The organism is Streptomyces sp. XD-27 (genome assembly GCF_030553055.1).
Taxonomy (GTDB): Bacteria; Actinomycetota; Actinomycetes; order Streptomycetales; family Streptomycetaceae; genus Streptomyces.
Map to the genome: position 1 here is coordinate 5,345,983 of NZ_CP130713.1, position 20,246 is coordinate 5,366,228.

The 20,246-nt window shown below is 72.9% G+C and carries 20 protein-coding genes and 1 pseudogene; 12 read left to right on the forward strand and 9 right to left on the reverse strand.

Features of this window, described 5'->3' with window-relative positions:
* Positions 1-166 precede the first annotated feature (166 nt).
* Positions 167-865, forward strand: a complete 699-nt coding sequence (locus Q3Y56_RS23290) for a hypothetical protein (protein WP_304465752.1) — start codon at positions 167-169, stop codon at positions 863-865.
* Here Q3Y56_RS23290 and Q3Y56_RS23295 read toward each other — a convergent pair.
* Positions 862-1,413 (reverse strand): hypothetical protein, encoded by a 552-nt coding sequence (locus tag Q3Y56_RS23295; protein ID WP_304463791.1) that lies wholly within the window; start codon positions 1,411-1,413, stop codon positions 862-864. The genes Q3Y56_RS23290 and Q3Y56_RS23295 overlap by 4 nt on opposite strands.
* Before the next feature lie 194 nt (positions 1,414-1,607).
* Here Q3Y56_RS23295 and Q3Y56_RS23300 point away from each other — a divergent pair, with 194 nt between their 5' ends.
* Positions 1,608-2,549, forward strand: a complete 942-nt coding sequence (locus Q3Y56_RS23300; RefSeq protein WP_304465753.1) for a DMT family transporter — start codon at positions 1,608-1,610, stop codon at positions 2,547-2,549.
* Here the strand turns inward: Q3Y56_RS23300 and Q3Y56_RS23305 are convergent.
* Positions 2,527-3,660, reverse strand: a complete 1,134-nt coding sequence (locus Q3Y56_RS23305) for a magnesium and cobalt transport protein CorA (RefSeq protein ID WP_304463792.1) — start codon at positions 3,658-3,660, stop codon at positions 2,527-2,529. The genes Q3Y56_RS23300 and Q3Y56_RS23305 overlap by 23 nt on opposite strands.
* Positions 3,661-4,156: 496 nt before the next feature.
* Here Q3Y56_RS23305 and Q3Y56_RS23310 point away from each other — a divergent pair, with 496 nt between their 5' ends.
* From Q3Y56_RS23310 to Q3Y56_RS23325, 4 genes are all read left to right on the forward strand, one after another.
* Positions 4,157-4,762, forward strand: coding sequence for a suppressor of fused domain protein (locus Q3Y56_RS23310; protein WP_304463793.1), 606 nt, complete (start codon positions 4,157-4,159; stop codon positions 4,760-4,762).
* A gap of 113 nt (positions 4,763-4,875) precedes the next feature.
* A complete protein-coding gene (locus Q3Y56_RS23315) occupies positions 4,876-5,514 on the forward strand; it encodes a DUF6758 family protein (RefSeq protein WP_304463794.1) in 639 nt (212 codons plus the stop codon).
* A 215-nt stretch (positions 5,515-5,729) separates the two neighbouring features.
* The gene (locus Q3Y56_RS23320; RefSeq protein WP_304463795.1) at positions 5,730-6,596 is read left to right on the forward strand and encodes a PHP domain-containing protein; all 867 of its coding nucleotides are present in this window, start codon (positions 5,730-5,732) and stop codon (positions 6,594-6,596) included.
* Positions 6,597-6,733: 137 nt separating this feature from the next.
* The gene (locus Q3Y56_RS23325) at positions 6,734-7,339 is read left to right on the forward strand and encodes a MarC family protein (protein WP_304463796.1); all 606 of its coding nucleotides are present in this window, start codon (positions 6,734-6,736) and stop codon (positions 7,337-7,339) included.
* An 89-nt stretch (positions 7,340-7,428) separates the two neighbouring features.
* Here Q3Y56_RS23325 and Q3Y56_RS23330 read toward each other — a convergent pair whose 3' ends face one another.
* Entirely contained in the window at positions 7,429-7,581 is a 153-nt protein-coding gene (locus Q3Y56_RS23330; protein ID WP_304463797.1) for a hypothetical protein, read from the reverse strand.
* A gap of 202 nt (positions 7,582-7,783) precedes the next feature.
* On the opposite strand from Q3Y56_RS23330, the gene Q3Y56_RS23335 reads away from it, so the two are divergent.
* Positions 7,784-8,707: an NYN domain-containing protein gene (locus tag Q3Y56_RS23335; protein WP_304463798.1), complete on the forward strand. Its 924-nt coding sequence runs from the start codon at positions 7,784-7,786 to the stop codon at positions 8,705-8,707.
* A gap of 122 nt (positions 8,708-8,829) precedes the next feature.
* Here Q3Y56_RS23335 and Q3Y56_RS23340 read toward each other — a convergent pair.
* A pseudogene (locus tag Q3Y56_RS23340) lies at positions 8,830-9,707 on the reverse strand (alpha/beta fold hydrolase).
* A gap of 171 nt (positions 9,708-9,878) precedes the next feature.
* On the reverse strand, positions 9,879-12,191 hold the full coding sequence (locus Q3Y56_RS23345) for a DEAD/DEAH box helicase (RefSeq protein WP_304463799.1): 2,313 nt from the start codon (positions 12,189-12,191) through the stop codon (positions 9,879-9,881).
* 344 nt (positions 12,192-12,535) lie between these two features.
* Here Q3Y56_RS23345 and Q3Y56_RS23350 point away from each other — a divergent pair, with 344 nt between their 5' ends.
* Positions 12,536-13,297, forward strand: coding sequence for a ferritin-like fold-containing protein (locus Q3Y56_RS23350; protein WP_304463800.1), 762 nt, complete (start codon positions 12,536-12,538; stop codon positions 13,295-13,297).
* Positions 13,298-13,378: 81 nt separating this feature from the next.
* Here the strand turns inward: Q3Y56_RS23350 and Q3Y56_RS23355 are convergent, their stop codons facing one another.
* From Q3Y56_RS23355 to Q3Y56_RS23370, 4 genes are all read right to left on the reverse strand, one after another.
* Positions 13,379-13,672 carry a hypothetical protein gene (locus Q3Y56_RS23355; protein ID WP_369696786.1) on the reverse strand — a complete coding sequence of 98 codons (294 nt, stop codon included), beginning with the start codon at positions 13,670-13,672 and terminating at the stop codon, positions 13,379-13,381.
* A 227-nt stretch (positions 13,673-13,899) separates the two neighbouring features.
* Complete coding sequence (locus Q3Y56_RS23360; protein ID WP_304463801.1) at positions 13,900-14,127, reverse strand: DUF3107 domain-containing protein; 228 nt, start codon at positions 14,125-14,127, stop codon at positions 13,900-13,902.
* Between the two features lie 145 nt (positions 14,128-14,272).
* Positions 14,273-14,911 (reverse strand): TetR/AcrR family transcriptional regulator, encoded by a 639-nt coding sequence (locus Q3Y56_RS23365; protein ID WP_304463802.1) that lies wholly within the window; start codon positions 14,909-14,911, stop codon positions 14,273-14,275.
* Between the two features lie 134 nt (positions 14,912-15,045).
* Positions 15,046-15,264 (reverse strand): hypothetical protein, encoded by a 219-nt coding sequence (locus tag Q3Y56_RS23370; protein WP_304463803.1) that lies wholly within the window; start codon positions 15,262-15,264, stop codon positions 15,046-15,048.
* A gap of 138 nt (positions 15,265-15,402) precedes the next feature.
* Between Q3Y56_RS23370 and Q3Y56_RS23375 the strand changes: the two genes are divergently transcribed.
* From Q3Y56_RS23375 to Q3Y56_RS23385, 4 genes are all read left to right on the forward strand, one after another.
* Positions 15,403-16,377, forward strand: coding sequence for an alpha/beta fold hydrolase (locus Q3Y56_RS23375; RefSeq protein ID WP_304463804.1), 975 nt, complete (start codon positions 15,403-15,405; stop codon positions 16,375-16,377).
* Between the two features lie 523 nt (positions 16,378-16,900).
* Complete coding sequence (locus Q3Y56_RS23380; RefSeq protein ID WP_304465755.1) at positions 16,901-18,160, forward strand: DUF3152 domain-containing protein; 1,260 nt, start codon at positions 16,901-16,903, stop codon at positions 18,158-18,160.
* A gap of 118 nt (positions 18,161-18,278) precedes the next feature.
* A complete protein-coding gene (locus Q3Y56_RS33575; RefSeq protein WP_369696787.1) occupies positions 18,279-18,371 on the forward strand; it encodes an Ms4533A family Cys-rich leader peptide in 93 nt (30 codons plus the stop codon).
* Between the two features lie 150 nt (positions 18,372-18,521).
* Positions 18,522-20,246: an ABC transporter substrate-binding protein gene (locus Q3Y56_RS23385; protein ID WP_304463805.1), complete on the forward strand. Its 1,725-nt coding sequence runs from the start codon at positions 18,522-18,524 to the stop codon at positions 20,244-20,246.

A 20,246-nucleotide genomic window follows, 5' to 3' on the forward strand; every position in this document is an offset into this window, starting at 1 on the left:
CCCAATCCGGATTCAGGCTAACGCGCCCCGGCCTGCCCCGCCGTCGCACGCACAGCTGCCCGCCTGCCTGCGGGTACGCGTCCCCGGCACGGGTACGCTGCCCACTGCACCGGCATCAGGAGGCAGAGCAGACGTGCGCATCCGGAACGCCGCTCTCGTGGGAGCGATGTGCGTGGGGCTGACCGCGACGCTCGCGGGCTGCGGCGGCGAGAAGAAGGACCCCGACGCCGGCACCAACGGCGTGGGGAAGCTCCCGGCCACGAAGATCGAGGCCAAGGCCCGCAGCGCGGCGAACGGCGCCGAGGCGGTGCACCTGTCCGGCACCCTCGTCACCAAGGGGCAGTCCTACAAGCTCGACATGCGCCTCAAGGGCGACGGCGGCACCGGCCAGGTCTCCACCAAGGACGGCACCTTCGAGCTGCTGCGCGTGGGCAAGGACCTCTACCTCAAGGCCGGCGCCGACTTCTGGTCCCGGCAGGAGGGTTCCAGGACCGACCAGGCCGCCGCCGACAAGCTGGGGGACCGGTACGTGAAGGTGCCGGTCGGCGACCCCTCCTACAAGCAGCTCGGCGGCTTCACCGACAAGGGCGTGCTGCTCGACGGGCTGCTGGCGCTGCACGGCGAGCTCGCCACCGGCGACCGCGGCGAGCTCGGCGGCGTCCGTACGATCCGGATCCTCGGCGCGGAGGGCTCGGGCGGCTCGCTCGACGTCTCCCTGGAGGGCACTCCCTACCCGCTGCGGCTCCAGCGGGCGGGCGGCGCGGGCGTCATCCAGCTCACGGACTGGAACAAGGACTTCGCCCTCGCCGCACCGGACAAGGACGACATCGTCGACTACGGGCGGCAGCTGCCGTCGCGGGCCTAGTCCTGCCGGGCGTCCTGCTCCGCGTCCTTCTTCGCGGCGCGGCGCCGCCGCGCCAGCAGCTTGGGCAGGGCGGCGGGCATCGGGCGGCGGGTGATCGCGGGCGTCGGCAGCGGGGCCGCGGCCAGTGAGCCGTCCGGCAGCGCCTCGACGGGGACGGGCGCCGGCTCCAGCCGCAGCACCCGGCACTCCCGCGCCCACCGCTCGGCGATCCGCTCGGCGTCCGGCGCGTTCAGCCGCTTGCCCTTGAGCTCATCGACGGCCGCGGTCCACGCCTCGCCGCCCGCGGTCGGCTCGGTCACCCGGGCCTGCCACGCCACCAGCCGACCGCCCTTGTCCTTGCTGCGTACGGTCACGGTGGCGGTGCCGCCGTCGGTCAGGCCGAGCCCCTCCAACGGCTGCTCGCCCGGGCCGCCGACCAACCAGGCCGCGCCGTCGTGCCAGACATGCCACAGCGAGCGCTCCGCGCCGACGGGGCCCCGCACCCAGATCAGGGCGGACTTCTTCGTGGCCTCCTCGATGAGGGCGCGGTCCATCAGCGTCTGTGTCATGGCCTCACCTTAGGCCCGGGCCGCGGGTCCGTCCCCACCCGCCCGCCGTCCCGTGCGCCCACCGTGCGCCCGCCGTCCGCCGTCCCGCCCGCCGGTCCGCGGTTCCGTGGCCCTACCACGCGCTTTACGCTGATGGGGTGCCCACCGCTCGTACCGCCGCCGGAAACGCCGACCGTGCCACGGCCCCGGACCGGATATCCGCGCCGGTCGCCGCCGCCGGACACGCCGCCGTCCCCCTCGACGTCCTGCTCCTCGCCGTCGCCATCGCCGGCGTCTCGCTGTCGGCCCCGCTGATCGCCGCGACCGCCGCCCCCGCGCTCGCCATCGCGTTCTGGCGCAACGCCATGGCGGTCGGCGCGCTCACCCCGCTGGTCCTGCTCCGCCCCCGGCACCGCGCGGAGCTCGCCGCCATGGGCCGCAAGGCCCTGCTGCTGTCGACCGCCGCGGGCGCGCTGCTCGCGCTGCACTTCGGGGTGTGGCTGCCGAGCCTGCACATGACCTCCGTCGCCTCCTCGACCGCGCTGGTCACCACCACCCCGATCTGGACGGCGCTGCTGCTGCGGCTGCTCGGGCACCGGCCGCCCGCCCTGGCCTGGGCGGGCATGGCGGTCGCCTTCCTCGGCGTGGTGATCCTCACCGGCGTGGACCTGTCCCTGTCGCCGCGCGCGCTCGCCGGTGACGCCCTCGCGCTGGCGGGCGGCGTGGCGGGCGCCGGCTATGTGGTGCTCGGCGCGCAGGTGCGGCGGACGGTGAGCACCACCGCGTACACCTTCGTCTGCTACACCGTCACCGCCGTACTGCTGCTCGGCACCTGCCTGCTCTCGGGCGCCTCGCTCGGCGGCTACGACGGGCAGACCTGGGCCAAGCTGGCGCTGCTCACGCTCACCGCCCAGCTGCTCGGCCACTCGCTCATCAACCGCGTGGTGAAGGGGCTCGGCCCGTCGGTGACCTCGACCGCGATCCTCCTGGAGACGCCGGGCGCGGCCCTGATCGCCGCGCTCTGGCTCGGCCAGACGCCGCCGCCGGTCGCCTACCCGGCGCTGCTGGTGATCCTGGCCGGGCTGGCGCTGGTGATCCTGGCCGACCGGCTCGGCAGGCGGAGCCCGACCACCCCTACAGCCACCCGTTCCGCTTGAAGCTGCGGTGGATGACGAAGCAGGCCCCGACGATCGCCACCATCACCGTCGGGTAGCCGTACTTCCACTTCAGCTCGGGCATGTGCTCGAAGTTCATGCCGTAGACGCCGCAGATCATGGTCGGTACGGCGACGATCGCCGCCCACGCCGTGATTTTGCGCATGTCCTCGTTCTGCGCGACGGTGGCCTGCGCCAGGTTCGCCTGGAGGATGGAGTTGAGCAGGTCGTCGAAGGCCAGCACCTGCTCGTTGACCCGGACCAGGTGGTCCGCGACATCCCGGAAGTACTTCTGGATGTCCGGGTCCACCAGCCGCATCGGCCGCTCGCTCAGCAACTGCATCGGCCGCAGCAGCGGGGAGACCGCCCGCTTGAACTCCAGCACCTCGCGCTTGAGCTGGTAGATGCGCCCGGCGTCGCCGCCGCGCCGCGCCCCACGGGCGGATCCGCCGGACCCGCTCGATCCGCTCGTCGCCGAGAAGACGTCGATCTCCACCTCGTCGATGTCGTCCTGGACGGCGTCGGCGACCGCGAGATAGCCGTCGACGACCTGGTCGGCGATGGCGTGCAGCACCGCGGAGGGGCCCTTGGCCAGCAGCTCCGGGTCGTCCTGGAGCCGGTGCCGCAGGGCGCGCAGCGAGCCCTGGCCGCCGTGCCGCACGGTCACGATGAAGTCCCGGCCGGTGAAGCACATGACCTCGCCGGTCTCCACGACCTCGCTGGTGGCGGTGAGTTCGGCGTGCTCGACGTAGTGGATCGTCTTGAAGACGGTGAAGAGGGTGTCGTCGTACCGCTCCAGCTTGGGCCGCTGGTGGGCGTGGACGGCGTCCTCGACCGCGAGCGGGTGCAGCCCGAACTCCCGGGCGATACCGGCGAACTCACGCTCCGTCGGCTCGTGCAGGCCGATCCACGCGAAGCCGCCCTCCGCGCGCACCCGGGCCATCGCCTCGGACGGGCCGAGATGGTCGCTGACCCGCTTGCCCTCGCGGTACACGGCGCAGTCGACGATCGCGCTCGACACGGACGGGTCGCGGGTGGAGTCGTAGGTGGTCGGGGCGTGACCGCGGCGCAGGGTGGGACGGACGGCGGCGCGCAGGTCGCGGATCATCGACATGGCGGGCTCCTTCACGGGCCGGCCGTCAGCGGGGGCACCGGGGGCGCAGCGCGACCCGGAAGGTGGACGTACGAAACTCCGGCGGTCCGTACGCCCGCAAAGCGGGCAGCGCTCCTCCGCGGCGCGCACTGACGGAAGATCGCAGAAAAACGGGGCAAGACGAGACGAAGACGCTCCACCGTCATGTGCTGCGGACGCCAGGAGACCTCACGTGTTTCACTGCGTGGCAGTGGGGTACGGAGGAATTCAGATCACCAGGAGAAGCGTCCGAACAGGAACGGGAGAGCTGTCGGTACTGCACGGTCGACTAGGATCCACCGCAGCCCCACCTCCTCCGGCCGGTCCCCGTTGAGGGACGACGTAACTCCCTGGGCAGGCGCCAAGGCTATCAGTCGGCAGAACCGTTACGGCGCCGCTTTGCCTGTTCGATACACATGAGGTCCGGCACATGCGGGGAGCCGGGGGAGTCCTCGGGGCGCGCAGTAGGGTCGGGCGCATGTCCGATGTACTTGAGCTGGTCCAGGCCCGGTTGTACGCCGCGCTGGGCGAGCCCGACGCCCGCGCCGCCGTCACCTTCCTCGGTACGGACCGTATCGAGGTGCTCCGTTTCGTCTCCGAGGACACAGGCGGAGGCGGGGACATCGTGCGGTACGCCACGCTCGGTATGTCGGACCGTCCGATGACGGACCCCACGGCCGTACTCGCCGACCCGGTGCGCGGCCCGCGCGCCGAACTGGTGCTGTCGGTGCGCGCCGGCCGCGCCGACACCGACAAGGTCCTCCGCCCGATGGCCGTCCTCGCCGCCTCCCCGCAGGTGGAGGGCATCGTCGTGGCCCCCGGCGCGTCCCTGGACGTGGGCGAGCCGCTGTGGCCGGGGGCGCCGTTCAGCTCCGTGCTCGTCGCGGAACCGGGCGGTCTCGTCGAGGACCTGACGCTCGATGAGCCGATGGACCCGGTCCGCTTCCTGCCGCTGCTGCCCATGACGCCGAACGAGGCGGCCTGGAAGCGGGTGCACGGGGCGAAGGAGCTCCAGGAGCGGTGGCTGCGGCACGGTACGGACCTGCGGGACCCGCTGCGCTCGGGCGTCCCGCTCGCGGACTGACGTCGGACTCGCGCGGACTGATGTCGGACTGACGGCCGGACCGGCAAAGAGACTGACTCCGGACGGGTGATCGTCCTTGACGCGGCGACGCGCGGAGAGGACCGTGGAGCCCTATGAGGGGCGAACCCAGTTGCCCGAAGTGCGGTGGCCGGGTGCGGGCGCCCGGTCTCTTCGCCGACACCTGGCAGTGCGACGTGCACGGCACCGTGCACCCCCTGCAGCCGGTCGTCCCGCCGAGCGTCGAAGCACTCGCGGTCGTGGTCAAGCGTGCCCAGGTGCCGGTATGGATGCCCTGGCCGCTGCCGGTCGGCTGGCTGTTCACCGGCGTGGCGTACGCGGGGGACGACCGCAGCGGCGGCCGCGCCACCGTCGTCGCCTGCTCGGGGCCCGGCCCGCTCGGCGGCCCCGGGGAGCTGCTGCTCGTCGCGGAGGAACTGGGCGTGGGCCTCGGCGCGCGGTTCGCCGGGCTCCCCGGTCCCGACCCCGGGCCCGGGATGAACGTGGACAGGCCGCCGCAGGTCAAAGTGGTGGCCGCCGGGCGGCCGACGCCGCTGTGGCTGGTCGGGGGCGTCCCCGACGACCGGGCGGTCTTCGCGGGCGAGGCGCGCGGGCTGTGGCTGTGGGCGATCGTCTGGCCCGAGCAGTCGGGCCTGCTGATGTACGACGAGCTGGTGCTGGCGGATCTGCGGGACGCCGGTGCGGAGACGGACGTGGTGCCGTGCGGGGCGCTGTCGCCCCGGCTGCTCTCATGACGCTCGACGCGGTCGATCCCGTGACTCTCGCGCCGCTGATGTCGTGACTCTCGCGCGGCTGATCTCGTAGCTCTCGCTGTGGCCGGGCCCGGGGCACTCGGCCCCGGCCGCCCGCTCTCACTCCGCCGACCCGTTGATCCGTTCGGGTGAGGTCGCCGAGCCCGGTACAGTGGGGCGGTCCCCTTTGTCCCTCCGTCGCAGCTTGGAGTCACGTCGTGCGTATCGACCTGCACACCCACTCCACTGCCTCGGACGGTACGGACACCCCCGCCGAGCTGGTGCGCAACGCCGCCGCCGCGGGACTGGACGTCGTCGCGCTCACCGACCACGACACGGTCGGCGGGCACGCCGAGGCGCTGCGGGCGCTGCCGTCCGGCCTGACCCTGGTCACCGGCGCCGAGCTGTCGTGCCGCCTGGACGGTGTGAGCCTGCACATGCTGGCGTACCTCTTCGACCCGGCCGAGCCGGAGCTGGCGCGGGAGCGCGAGCTGGTGCGCGACGACCGGGTGCCGCGCGCGAAGGCGATGGTCGGCAAGCTGCGCGACCTCGGCGTGCCCGTCACCTGGGACCAGGTCGCGCGCATCGCGGCCGACGGCGCCGTCGGACGGCCGCACGTCGCCACCGCGCTGGTCGAGCTGGGCGTCGTCGAGACCGTCTCCGACGCCTTCACCGACGAGTGGATCGGCACCGGCGGCCGTGCGGACGTGCGCAAGCACGAACTCGACCCGTTCGAGGCGATCCGGCTGATCAAGGGTGCGGGCGGCGTGGCCGTCTTCGCGCACCCGCTCGCCGTCAAGCGCGGCCAGTGCGTACCCGAGCGCGCGATCGCCGAACTGGCCGCCGCCGGTCTGGACGGCATCGAGGTGGACCACATGGACCACGACGCGCCGACCCGCGCCCGGCTCCGCGGCCTCGCCGCCGACCTGGGCCTGCTCACCACGGGCTCCAGCGACTACCACGGCAGCCGCAAGACCTGTCGGCTCGGGGAGTACACCACCGACCCCGAGGTCTACGGCGAGATCACGCGCCGTGCCACCGGCGCGTTCCCGGTCCCGGGCACGGGCGGTCACCCCCGCCCGTAACGCCTGCAACGCCCGCAACCGGTCCGCGGCCGACCCGCGCCGTTCAGGTGGCGGTCACCTCGCCTCCGCCTGCCTCCCGCACCCTTCACTCACCCTCACCGCCCTCCGCTCGACCCTTCTCCCCGCAAGGCCACACTGTGTTCGATGCCGCCGTTTTCGGATCCCTCTTTCTCACCCTTTTCGTGATCATGGACCCTCCGGGGATCACTCCGATCTTCCTCGGCCTCACCGCGGGCCGGCCGCTGAAGGTGCAGCGCCGGATGGCGTGGCAGGCGGTCGCGGTCGCCTTCGGCGTGATCACCGTGTTCGGCATCCTGGGCCAGCAGATCCTGGACTACCTGCACGTCTCCGTACCGGCGCTGATGATCGCGGGCGGGCTGCTGCTCCTGCTCATCGCGCTGGACCTGCTGACCGGCAAGACCGATGAGCCGAAGCAGACCAAGGACGTCAACGTCGCGCTCGTACCGCTGGGCATGCCGCTGCTGGCGGGGCCCGGCGCCATCGTCTCGGTGATCCTCGCGGTGCAGCACGCGGACGGGATCGGCGGTCAGGTCTCCGTGTGGGGCGCGATCGCCGCGATGCACGTCGTGCTGTGGCTGACCATGCGGTACTCGCTGCTGATCATCCGCGTGATCAAGGACGGCGGCGTGGTGCTGGTGACCCGGCTCGCGGGCATGATGCTGTCGGCGATCGCCGTCCAGCAGATCATCAACGGCGTCACCCAGGTCATCCGCGGCGGCTGACCGTTCCGTAGCCGACCGTCTCGTATACGACAGCGCCCCCGCGCGGACCGGCGACCGGTCCGCGCGGGGGCGCTTGCGTACGTCAGGCGTTACGAGGCCGAGGCGTCGGCCGGGCGGATATAGATGCGCTGGCCGACGGCGGCGGCCTGCTGCACGATCCGGTTGACGGAGGCGGCGTCCACGACGGTGCTGTCGACGGCGGTGCCGTCCACGTCGTTGAGGCGCATGATCTCGAAGCGCACAGGCTTCTCCCTTCGTCTGATCCTCCTGAGGAGAACTGATGGTGGTCGCGCGCGGCCACGTCGCCGCGCGTTCCCTATGTGAAGAACGGACTACACACCGAAAACATTCCCTACGCTAAAGAAATTTTTTCACAGGCTAATGAACGCGTGGTAACAGCCACGGTTGTGCCCCACCCGCGCGGGCCCGGACAATGAGGGCCGTATGAACGACGTCATTCCCTCGGACCTCAGCTCGATCAGCGCGGCGATCGAGCGCACCAACGAGCTCCTGCGCCGGGTGCTCGCCGAGGTCGCGACCACGCCGTCCACCCACGCGATCTTCGTGGACGCCGGGTACGTGTACGCCGCCGCCGGCCGGCTGGTCGCCGGGACGGAGGACCGCAGGGCCTTCGAGCTGGACGCCGAAGGGATCATCGAGGCGTTCATCGACAAGGCGCGGACGATCTTCCCGGACAGCAGGCTGCTGCGCGTGTACTGGTACGACGGGGCCCGCCGCCGGATCCACACCTCCGAGCAGCAGCGCATCGCCGAACTGCCCGACGTCAAGGTGCGGCTGGGCAACCTCAACGCCAACAACCAGCAGAAGGGCGTCGACTCGCTCATCCGCGGCGACCTGGAGTCCCTCGCTCGGCACCGGGCCATCGGCGACGCCGTCCTCCTCGGCGGCGACGAGGACCTGGTCAGCGCCGTCGAGGCGGCGCAGGGCTACGGCGCGCGGGTGCACCTGTGGGGCATCGAGGCGATCGAGGGCCGCAACCAGGCCGAGGCGCTGCTGTGGGAGGTCGACAGCCAGCGCACCTTCGACCTGGACTTCTGCAAGCCGTACGTGTCGCGCCGTACGGACCTCTACGAGCCCTTCGGCGACAGCCAGCCGGGCGGCGGGCCGGTGCCCGGCCGCGACGACGTGCGGTTCGTCGGCGCCCAGGTCGCCGCGCAGTGGCTCGCCGCCCGCGGCCGCGCCGCCCTGGCCGAGCTGCTGCCCGGCCACCCCTACCTGCCGGGCTCGGTCGACCAGGAGCTGCTCAACGAGGCGGAGGCGCTCCTGCGGCTGTCGCTGCGCGCGCACGCCGACCTGCGGCGCGCGCTGCGCGACGGCTTCTGGGAGCACTTGCAGGCGCAGTACTGACGCGTCGGCATGGGCCGTGGCGCGGCGGCGCGTACCGTTTCGACTGCGTACTGCTTGGCCGCGTACTGATTCGGCTACGTGCTCCTTGGCTGCGTGCCGCTTCTGCTGCCGTGCCGCTTCGGCTACGCGTCGCCGACGTCCTGCCAGAAGGCGGCGAGCGCCTCGGCGGTTGCGGTCGGCTGCTCGGCGTTGGGGGAGTGCCCGGCGCCCGCGATCACCGTGCGGCGGGCGGCGAGCCGCTCCGCCATCGCGTCGATCAGGGGCACCGGCCAGGCGTAGTCGACCTCGCCGGACAGGACGTGCTTGGGCAGCGGCACCGCCGCCAGTTCCGCCACCCGGTCCGGCTCGCCGGTCAACTGCCGCCCGGTGGCGATGAGTTGCTCGCGCACGGTGCCCAGCCAGCGCCGGTGCAGGAACTCCCGCACCTCGGGCGGCGCGCCCGTCTCGGGCGCCTCCGGCGGGTCGAGCGCCCGCATCGCCTGCCAGACGGACTCCATGTCGAGCATGGCGAGCGCGTCCAGGAGCTGCCTCGTACGGGTCTGCTGGGACGCGGAGACGGCCGCCGGGCCGGAGCTCATGATGGTCACGGACGCGAACGGGTCCGGCGTGCGCAGCACCGCGGCCCGCACGATCAGCCCGCCCAGCGAATGCCCCAGCACATGGATCCGGCGACCGCGGTCCTCGCCACTGAGGGCGATGGCCTGCGCCAGCACGTCACGGGCCAGTTCGTCCTGCGCGTACGCGGCCTCGTCGGGCGGTCCCTCGGTCTCGTACTGCCCGCGCCCGTCCGCCGCGACGACGCGGAACCCGGCGGCAGCCAGCGGCTCCAGCAGCGCGATGAAGTCTTCCTTGCTTCCGGTGAACCCGGGCACGAGCAGCGCGGTCCCGCGCGGAGGCGCCGCGTCGGGGCGCGCGTCGTGCACGGCGAAGGTGCCGCGCGCGGTGCGGAGGCTGCTGGGGCGGGCGCACGGGGGAGGGTGAGGGTCGGCGGCGTGCTCATGCCCTGAGGCTACGGCCCGGCCGCCGCTTTCCTTCCCCAACCCGCCCCCTACGCCCTCCCCCAGCGGCCGCGCTGGGGGAGGGAAAGGCTCCCGGCGGCGCCGCGCTCCGTGCAATGGCGAGGGCCCGGACGCCTCGCGGCGTCCGGGCCCTCTGCCGGTCACGGTCCGGATCAGCTCTCCGGCGTGGCCTCCGCGGCCGGAGCCGTCGCGCGCGTGCGCCGACGACGGACCGGCTTCGCCTCGGCGCCGTCGGCGGCCTCGACCGGAGCGGCGGCCGCCTCGGGGGCGGTCGCCGCGGCCTTGCGGGTGCGGCGGCGGGGTGCGGCGGGTGCCTCGGCGGTCTCGGCCGTGCCGTCGGCCGTGTCGGCCACCGCCTTGCGGGTGCGGCGGCGCGGCTTGGCCGGGGCCTCCTCCGCCTGAGCGGCGTCCGTCGTGCCCTCGGCGGTGTCCACCGCGGCCTCAGGCGCGGCCGCCGCGGTCTTGCGGGTGCGGCGGCGCGGTGCGGCGGGTGCCTCGGCGGCGTCGACCGCGGCTTCCGCCGTGTCGGCCACCGCCTTGCGGGTGCGGCGGCGCGGCTTCGCCGGGGCCTCCTCCGCAGGGGCGGACTCCGTACCCTCCGCCGTGTCCACGGCCGCCTCGGGGGCGGTCGCGGCGGCCTTGCGGGTGCGTCGGCGGGGCTTGGCCGGGGCCTCCTCCGCCGGAGCGGTCTCCGTCGTGCCCTCGGCGGTGTCCACCGCGGCCTCCGCCGCCTTGGCGGCGGTGCTGCGCGTGCGGCGGCGGCGCGGCTTGGCCGGGGCCTCGGCCGTGTCCACCGTCTCCACCGCGGCCTCGGCGGCCGGTGCCGTCGCGGCAGGCGCCTCCGGCGCCTCGTCCGTCGTCGACCGCTCCGTGCTCTCGGCCGTCTCGACGGCCTGCGCGGCCGCCGACGCGCCACTGCGCGTACGGCGCCGACGGCGCGGCTGGCGCGGCTCGGCGGCGGACGCGGAGTCCGCCGCCTCGGTGCCCTCGGCTGTCGCCACGGCCTCCGTCGCCGCGTTCGCATCGTCCAGGGCCATGCCGCCGCGCGTGCGGCGCCGCTGGCGCGGCGTACGCGTGCGCTTGGGGCGGTCCTCGGCGGCCGGCTCGTCGGCGCGGCCCCCGCGGCCGCGGCCGCCGCGGCCGCCCCGGCCGGTCTCGCCGAGGTCCTCGATCTCCTCGGCGGCCAGCCCGGCCCGGGTGCGCTCGGCGCGCGGCAGGACACCCTTGGTGCCCTCGGGGATGCCCAGCAGCTCGTACAGGTGCGGGGACGTGGAGTACGTCTCCTCGGGCGCGTTGAACGACAGGTCCAGCGCCTTGTTGATCAGCTGCCAGCGCGGGATGTCGTCCCAGTCGACCAGCGTGATGGCCGTGCCCGACGCGCCCGCGCGACCGGTGCGGCCGATGCGGTGCAGGTAGGTCTTCTCGTCCTCGGGCGACTGGTAATTGATGACGTGCGTCACACCTTCGACGTCGATGCCGCGCGCGGCCACGTCGGTGCAGACCAGCACGTCGACCTTGCCGTTGCGGAACGCCCGCAGCGCCTGCTCGCGCGCGCCCTGGCCGAGGTCGCCGTGGACCGCGCCCGACGCGAAGCCGCGACGGGCGAGCTGATCGGCGATGTCGGCGGCGGTCCGCTTCGTACGGCAGAAGATCATCGCCAGTCCGCGGCCCTCGGCCTGCAGGATGCGGGCGACCATCTCCGGCTTGTCCATGGAGTGCGCGCGGAAGACGTGCTGTGTGATGTTGGCCACGGTCGCGCCCTCGTCGTCCGGCGCGGTGGCGCGGATGTGCGTGGGCTGCGACATGTAGCGGCGGGCCAGGTTGATCACCGCGCCCGGCATGGTCGCCGAGAACAGCATCGTCTGGCGCTTCGCCGGAAGCATGTTGATGATCTTCTCGACGTCGGGGAGGAAGCCGAGGTCGAGCATCTCGTCGGCCTCGTCGAGGACGAGCGCCTTGACGGACGACAGGCTCAGCTTCTTCTGGCCAGCGAGGTCGAGCAGTCGGCCCGGGGTGCCGACGATCACGTCGACGCCCTTCTTCAGGGCCTCGACCTGCGGCTCGTAGGCGCGGCCGCCGTAGATCGGCAGGACGCGGACGTTACGCACCTTGCCGGCGGTGAGCAGGTCGTTGGTGACCTGCTGGCACAGCTCGCGGGTGGGGACGACGACCAGCGCCTGCGGGGCGTCGGTCAGCTGCTCGGGCTTGGCCCGGCCTGCCTCGACGTCCGCGGGGACGGTGACGCGCTCCAGCAGCGGGAGGCCGAAGCCCAGCGTCTTGCCGGTGCCGGTCTTGGCCTGGCCGATGACGTCGGTGCCGGCGAGGGCGACCGGGAGCGTCATCTCCTGGATGGGGAAGGGGTTGATGATGCCGACGGCTTCCAGGGCCTCGGCGGTCTCGGGAAGGATTCCGAGTTCACGGAAGGTAGTGGACAGGATGCTTGCCTCTTCTGTGAGACGCGACATGAGGCGACGAAGGGGGTCGCGTACCGCGCCGGGTAGTGCGCCGGCCATGGGGAGGCCGGACGGCGCGGGACCACTGCCTTCGCTCTGGCACTCATGCCGCGAGCGGGTCCCTCCTGCTGTGCGTACGTCTGCATACGCGCCGCACGGAGGGCGGTCGGTTTGGAGCCGATCGGGCCACCGACCGGGCATCCGCATTCGTGGAACAACCCGCCGATACTCGACGGGCGCCATATCACTGTACCCCGGATGCGCGCATGTGTGACCGGGTGACCGAACGCACGGCTGATCGGGGAGTCGCTGACCAGGGACTTCCTTGAGGCCGAGAGCGGACTATTGTGCGCTCCATGGAGACGCCTGAGACGCCAGAGAAGACCCCCGCCGACACCGAGCAGCCCGCCGCGGAGGAGGCCACCGGCATCGCCGCCCAGGACTGGGCCCAGGCATCGGCGGACCCGCAGTACCGGGCCGCCGTGGTGGACCTCCTGGGCGCCCTTGCCTACGGCGAGCTGGCCGCCTTCGAGCGGCTCGCGGAGGACGCCAAGCTGGCGCCGACGCTCGACGACAAGGCCGAGCTGGCGAAGATGGCGTCGGCCGAGTTCCACCACTTCGAGCAGCTGCGGAACCGGCTGGCGGCGATCGGCGAGGAGCCGACCACGGCCATGCAGCCCTTCGCCGCGGCGCTGGACGAGTTCCACCGCCAGACCGCGCCGTCCGACTGGCTGGAGGGCCTGGTCAAGGCGTACGTCGGCGACTCGATCGCCAGCGACTTCTACCGCGAGGTGGCGGTCCGGCTGGACGCGGACACCCGCGCCCTCGTCCTCCAGGTGCTCGACGACACCGGCCACGCGACCTTCGCCGTGGAGAAGGTGCGGGCCGCGATCGAGTCCGAGCCGCGGGTCGGCGGCCGGCTGGCCCTGTGGGCGCGCCGTCTGATGGGCGAGGCGCTCTCCCAGGCCCAGCGGGTGGTCGCCGACCGCGACGCGCTGTCCACCATGCTGGTGGGCGGGGTGGCGGCCGGCTTCGACCTCGCCGAGGTCGGCCGGATGTTCTCGCGGATCACCGAGGCGCACACCAAGCGGATGGCCGCGCTGGGCCTGGCGGCGTGACGCCCGGCGCCTGCCCGGCCCGCGCGGCCCGGCAGGCGCGACAGCGCGCCCGCCCGGCCGCATGCCCGTGACCGGACCCGGTCAGGCGGTGGCCGATCGGCGCACCGCGGTGGCCGCGTGGCGGGGCCGGCGAGGCCGCACCAGCAGGGACAGCATCGCCACCGTGAAGACGAGCGCGGTCAGCAGCGTGGCCGCGGCATGGCCGGAGCCCAGCACGGCGTGCGCCGGAAACGTGCCCAGCAGGGCGGCGACCGGGCCGGTGGACAGCACCAGGGACCTGGCCGGGAGCCGCCGCTGTGGCCAGCAGCGCGCCACCGTGTACGCGAGGGCGAAGCCGATCAGTGCCGAGCCGAGCGCTTCCCAGACCACGATCATGGTGCGTCCCTCCGTTTGAGCGGACCGACCGGCTCCCGCGCGCCGGTCGCAGCCGTCCTACCCCCGCTCCGGCGCGGGCAACCACGGACACCTCCGCGCGGCGCGGGCACATGCCGGACGGTCCGCCATACGGAGGACACGGACCTACGGCAGGGCCGGGACACGACGGCGGCGGGGCCCCGTTCTCCACGGGACCCCGCCGCCGTGCCGCGACAGTGCGACGCGCCCTACAGCGCGCTGAAGCCGACCTTGCGGACGGTCGGCTCGCCGATCTCGACGTACGCGAGCCGGTCGGCCGGGACCAGGACCTTGCGGCCACGGTCGTCCACCAGGCTCAGCAGCTCCGCCTTGCCGGTGAGCGCGTCGGCCACCGCGCGCTCGACCTCCTCGGCAGACTGCGCGCTCTCCAAGGTGATCTCGCGGGGCGCGTGCTGCACGCCGATCTTGACCTCCACGGCTTTGTCCCTCCGACGGTCAGTTGAGGTGCGCGGCCAGCCGCGCCGTACGCAGCACACACTAGCCCGGCGCGGCCGGGCGCCGAGCCGTGCGGGCACACGCCCGCAGCGAACACGCCGCCGGGTCAGCGCGGCTCGCCGCCGGTCAGTGGGTCTCGCTGCCGTGCAGCGGGAAACCGGCGATGCCGCGCCAGGCGAGCGAGGTGAGCAGCTGGACCGCCGTGTCGCGCGGGACCGCGCTCTCGCTGGAGAGCCAGTAGCGCGCCACGACCTGGGACACCCCGCCCAGGCCCACCGCGAGCAGCATCGACTCGTCCTTGGACAGGCCGGTGTCCTCCGCGATGACCTCGCTGATCGCCTCGGCACACTGCAACGACACCCGGTCCACGCGCTCGCGCACCGCGGGCTCGTTGGTCAGGTCGGACTCGAAGACGAGCCGGAAGGCGCCGCCCTCGTCCTCCACGTACGCGAAGTACGCGTCCATGGTCGCCGCGACCCGCTGCTTGTTCTCCGTCGTCGACGCCAGCGCGGTGCGCACGGCCTGGAGCAGCGCCTCGCAGTGCTGGTCCAGCAGGGCCAGATAGAGGTCCAGCTTGCCGGGGAAGTGCTGGTAGAGAACGGGCTTGCTGACGCCCGCGCGCTCGGCGATGTCGTCCATCGCCGCCGCGTGGTAGCCCTGGGCCACGAAGACCTCCTGGGCCGCGCCCAGGAGCTGGTTGCGTCGGGCTCGGCGCGGAAGGCGCGTGCCTCGCGGACGCACCTCGGTCTGCTCGATGGCTGTCACGCCGCCTCCCATGGATTATTCCGTGCACGGTGTTCGCCGCGGACGCCATCGTACTTTTGGGTAACTGTGACGCGCGCGTCCGTGCGGAGGATTTCACGGATCGGACACTGTAGGAAGCCGACAAAAGGTGCAGGTCACCGGTACTCGTCCTCATTCTGCTCGACCACGCGGGCCTGGTCGGCGCGGTCGGCTTCGGTGGCGGAGTCGAGGTCGGTGCCGGTCATCGGGTCGTCGCGGTGCGGGGAGAGTTCGGTGTGCTGTTCGGCGGCGTCGGCCACCGGCGCCTCCATGTCGCGCTCGGCGGCGTCCGCGTCGCCCTCGAAGGAGTCGGGCTCGTTGGGGTCGGCAGTCATGTGGCTCCGCCCTTTCCAGGTGGTTTCCAAGGAATCGCCCTATGTGTACGAGCGTAGGAGACGGGGCTTCCGGGCGCTATGCGTTCTGTGACGGCGAACACACGATCGCGAGCGTGATCGTCTCGTAACATTGCCCGCATGTCTTCGACCGAGTCGCCGGGTGCCCGCATCCTCCCCATGGTGCCGCCGGTGCGGCCCGCCGACGTCGGCGCGGGCGAGAAGGTGCGCACGGAGAGCCTGCCGGGCCTCAGCCTGACCGTGCGGTCCCGCCCGCCCGCCCGTGAGGGGCTGCCCCCGGCGCTGTGCGTGCACGGGCTCGGCGGCTCCTCGCTGAACTGGTCCGCGCTCATGGGTGCGCTCGCCGGGCGGGTGGACAGCGAGGCCCTGGACCTGCCCGGCTTCGGCGACTCGCCGCCGCCGGACGACGGCGACTACTCGATCACCGGCCAGGCGCGGACCGTGATCCGCTTCCTCGACGCGGGCGATCGCGGCCCGGTCCATCTGGTCGGCAACTCCATGGGCGGCTCGATCGCCGTACGGGTGGCGGCGCTCCGCCCGGACCTGGTACGCACCCTCACCCTGATCTCGCCCGCGCTGCCGGAGCTGCGGCCGCAGCGCTCGGCGCTGCCGACGGGCCTGCTGGCGGTGCCCGGCGCGGCCCGCCTCTTCGTCCGCATGACCAGCGGCTGGTCCATCGAGCAGCGGACCCGGGCGGTGCTGGCGCTGAACTACGGCGACCCGTCGCGGGTGGCGCCGGAGGTGTTCGCCGCGGCCGTCGCGGAGCAGGAGCGGCGGGCCCACCTGCCGTACTTCTGGGACGCCATGGCCCGTTCCGCGCGCGGCATCGTCGACTCCTACACCCTCAGCGGCCAGCACTCGCTGTGGCGCCAGGCGGAGCGGGTGCTCGCCCCCACGCTGCTCGTCTACGGCATGCGGGACCAGCTCGTCTCGCACCGGATGGCGCTCCGGGCCGCCAGGACCTTCCGTGACGCGCGGCTGCTGAGTCTGGTGGACTCCGGACACGTATCGATGATGGAGTACCCGGACGAGGTGGCCCGCGCCTTCACGGACCTCCTCGGTGAAGACGACGGAAGCGGTGCGGCTCGTGGGTAAACACAGCGCACGGGGGAGCAGGGAGCGTCCCGCCGGGAAAGCCGACCGGGAGAAACCGGCCGGTGCGGCCGGGGCGGGACGGCCTGCCGATGGGCGGCCCGTCGATGGACAGTCTGTCGCCGGACGGTCCGCCGAGGGACAGCCTGTCGCCGGACAGCCCGCCGCCGGACCGTCCTCCGCCGGGAGCGAGCCGTACGCCGCCGGTCCGCAGTCGGCCGCGTCCTACGAGCAGGGGTACGACCCCGGCCGCTACCCGGTCGGCCCGTACGACACGGGTGAGTACCGGATAGGGCCGTACGACACGGGGGAGTACCCGGTCGGCCCCTACGACACCGGCGCGTACCCGGCCGGACCTTATGGCCCCTATGGCACGGGGTACGACACCGGGCAGTTCGCGCCCGTCTACGACACCGGTGAGCTGCGCCTCGGACCGTACGGCACGGGGTGCGACACCGGCGCGTACCCGGCCGTCCAGGACACCGGCGCGTTCTCTACGGACCCCTACGACACGGGCGGCCACCACGTGCCGCAGGCCCGCAGCGGGCACCCGGAGCACCGCGAACCGGGCGGCGGCTGGGGCGCCTTGGGCGGCGGCGTGGCCGGCGCGGCAGCTCAGCCGGCTCAGGCGGCTCAGGGGACACCCGCGGCCGCTCGCACGGTGACGGAGCCGCGCACGGAGGTCCCGCGGACCGCCGTGCCGGGGGTACGGGTGCCCGGCCCGCGCAAGGAGTACGTGGAGGCGTTCGACGCCCTCGACGCCCGCGATACCCGCGACGCGGCTCCGCGCGGCGATGTGCGCGGCTCCGGCGCGGCCGGTGCCACACCGGAGGCGGCCCCCGCGGCGGGCAGCGCGTCCGAGCCGGCGCCCGCCTCCGACGGCGCGAAGAACGGCGGCCCCGAAGGCCCCTCAGGCGGTGCCAAGGGCGGCGGCACGGGCCGCCGGGTGCGGCGCGCCGGGTCCGCGGGCCCGGCGAAGGCGGGCCGTGGCCGCAAGCTCACCGGCGTCGCCGCGGCCGCCGTGACCACCGTGCTGGCGGTCGTGGTGACCGGGCAGGTGACCGGCGGCACGAAGAAGAGCGACTCCGCCTCGTCCCAGCCCACCGGCGGTACCGCGGACCGGGGCGACCGCGCCTCGCGCGACCAGAGCCGCCCCACCCCCACCCGTACGCCGCCCGCGCTCCGTACGTACGCCCAGAAGATGGCGGCGAAGTACCCGCTGGACGCGCGCCTCCAGGCGTCCGGCGCGTTCACCACGATAGGCGGCGGGGACGAGGCGCCGGGCCGCGGCGAGGTGGTGCGCTACCGCGTCGACGTGGAGAAGGGGCTGCCGCTGGACGGCGAGCTGTTCGCCGAGGCGGTGCACAAGACCCTCAACGACGACCGGAGCTGGAGCCACGGCGGCACCCGCCGCTTCGAGCGCGTCTCCTCCGGCGACGTCCGCTTCGTGATCAGCCTGGCGAGCCCGGGGACCACGGCCAAGTGGTGCCTGAAGTCCGGTCTGGACACCACGGAGGACAACGTCTCGTGCGACTCCGCCGCGACCAAGCGCGTCATGATCAACGCCTACCGGTGGGCGCAGGGCGCGCAGACCTTCGGTGACGACAAGCTGCACGCCTACCGCCAGATGCTCATCAACCACGAGGTGGGCCACCGGCTCGGGCACAACCACGAGGGGTGCTCCAAGCAGGGCGCGCTCGCCCCGGTGATGATGCAGCAGACGAAGTTCCTGGAGACGGACGGCGCGACCTGCCGCCCCAACGCCTGGCCGTACCCCGAGTCCTGACCCCATGGGCGGGGACCCGGCCTGCACGTTTCTGCCACGCGCCCGTATGGCGGGACGGCGGGTCTCGGTGAATGAGACACCTTTGCCAGGTGGCGAAAATTCGTTCAGTCTTCTGCGCATGCCGTCCCGCCACGCCTTCGACATCGCCGCCTTCGAGCTGGCGCTGATCGGCGTGGCCGGACACGCGGTCGCCGACGTCCACTGTCGCTGAGACCCGCCCTTCTCCCCGCGTACTCCCGCGCTCTTCTCGCCGCGCGTTCCTCTTTGCCCGTCCGCCGGGGCGGCTGTCGTCTCAGACTGCGCTCGCGTCTGCTTCCCGCCGCCTTCCGCGGGCCCTTCCCGCTGTGAAAGGCATTCCGTCATGCGTCAACTGCCCCTTATCTCACGCCGTGTCGCCGCGGCCGCCGTCGGTGTCGTGCTGGTCGCGGGTGCCGCGGCCTGCGGCCCCGAGGGCAACAGCGGCGACGCCAAGAGCGGCGGCGCGGGCGGCAAGCCGCAGAAGGGCGGCACGCTGACCGTCCTCAACTCCCAGCCGCAGGAGGACTTCGACCCGGCCCGGCTGTACACCTCCGGTGGCGGAAACGTCCCCTCGCTCGTCTTCCGCACGCTGACCACCCGCAACCGCGAGAACGGCGAGGCGGGCGCGAAGGTCGTCCCCGACCTGGCCACCGACCTGGGCAAGCCCAGCAAGAACGCCACCGTATGGACGTACACGCTGAAAGAAGGGCTGACGTACGAGGACGGCACCAAGATCACCAGCGCCGACATCAAGTACGGCATCGAGCGCTCCTTCGCCGCCGAGCTCTCCGGCGGCGCGCCGTACCTGCGCGACTGGCTCGTCGGCGGCGAGGACTACGAGGGCCCGTACAAGGGCGGCAAGGGCCTGGACTCGATCGAGACGCCGGACGACCGGACCATCGTCTTTCATCTGAAGAAGCCCGAGGGCGAGTTCCCCTATCTGGCGACGCAGACCCAGTTCGCGCCGGTGCCGAAGGCGAAGGACAAGGGCACCAAGTACGAGGAGCACCCGGTCTCCTCCGGCCCGTACAAGGTCGTGCAGAACACCGGCGACGGCGAGCGCCTGGTACTGGAGCGCAATCCGCACTGGTCGGAGAAGACCGACAAGGAGCGGCACGCCTACCCGGACCGGATCGACGTGAAGTCGGGCCTCGACTCGGCGGTCATCAACCAGCGGCTGTCCACCGGCTCCGGCGCCGACGCCGCCGCCGTCACCACCGACACCAACCTCGGCCCGGCCGAGCTCGCCCAGGTCGGCAGCGACAAGGAGCTCGCCGGGCGGGTCGGCACCGGCCACTTCGGCTACACCAACTACCTGGCGTTCAACCCGAAGGTGAAGCCCTTCGACAACCCCAAGGTGCGCCAGGCCATCGCCTACGCCGTCAACCGCACCAGCGTCGTCAACGCCGCGGGCGGCTCCTCGCTGGCCGAGCCCGCGACCACCTACCTGCCGAACCAGAAGTCCTTCGGCCACACGCCGTACGACCACTTCCCGGCGGGGAGGACGGGCAACCCGGAGAAGGCGAAGGAGCTGCTGAAGCAGGCCGGTTACGACGACGGGCTCACGATCACGCTCACGCACTCCACCGCCAAGGACTTCGAGACCAGCCCCGAGATCGCCAGCGCCATCCAGGACGGTCTGAAGAAGGCCGGGATCACGGTCAGGCTCCAGGGCCTGGAGGACAACGACTACAAGGAGAAGGTCCACAGCGTGAAGGACGAGCCGGGGCTCTTCCTCGCCCACTGGGGCGCGGACTGGCCGTCCGGCGGGCCGTTCCTCGCGCCGATCTTCGACGGACGGCAGATCGTCAAGGACGGCTACAACTTCAACAGCGCGCAGCTGGACGAGAAGTCGGTCAACGACGAGATCGACGCGATCAACAAGCTGACCGACCTGGACGCCGCCGCCAAGCGGTGGGGCGCGCTCGACAAGAAGATCGGCGAACAGGCGCTGACGGTGCCGCTGTTCCACCCGGTCTACAAGCGGGTCTTCGGCAAGGACGTCAAGAACGTCGTGATCAGCGACTGGACCGGTGTGCTCGACATCTCGCAGGTCGCGGTCAAGTGA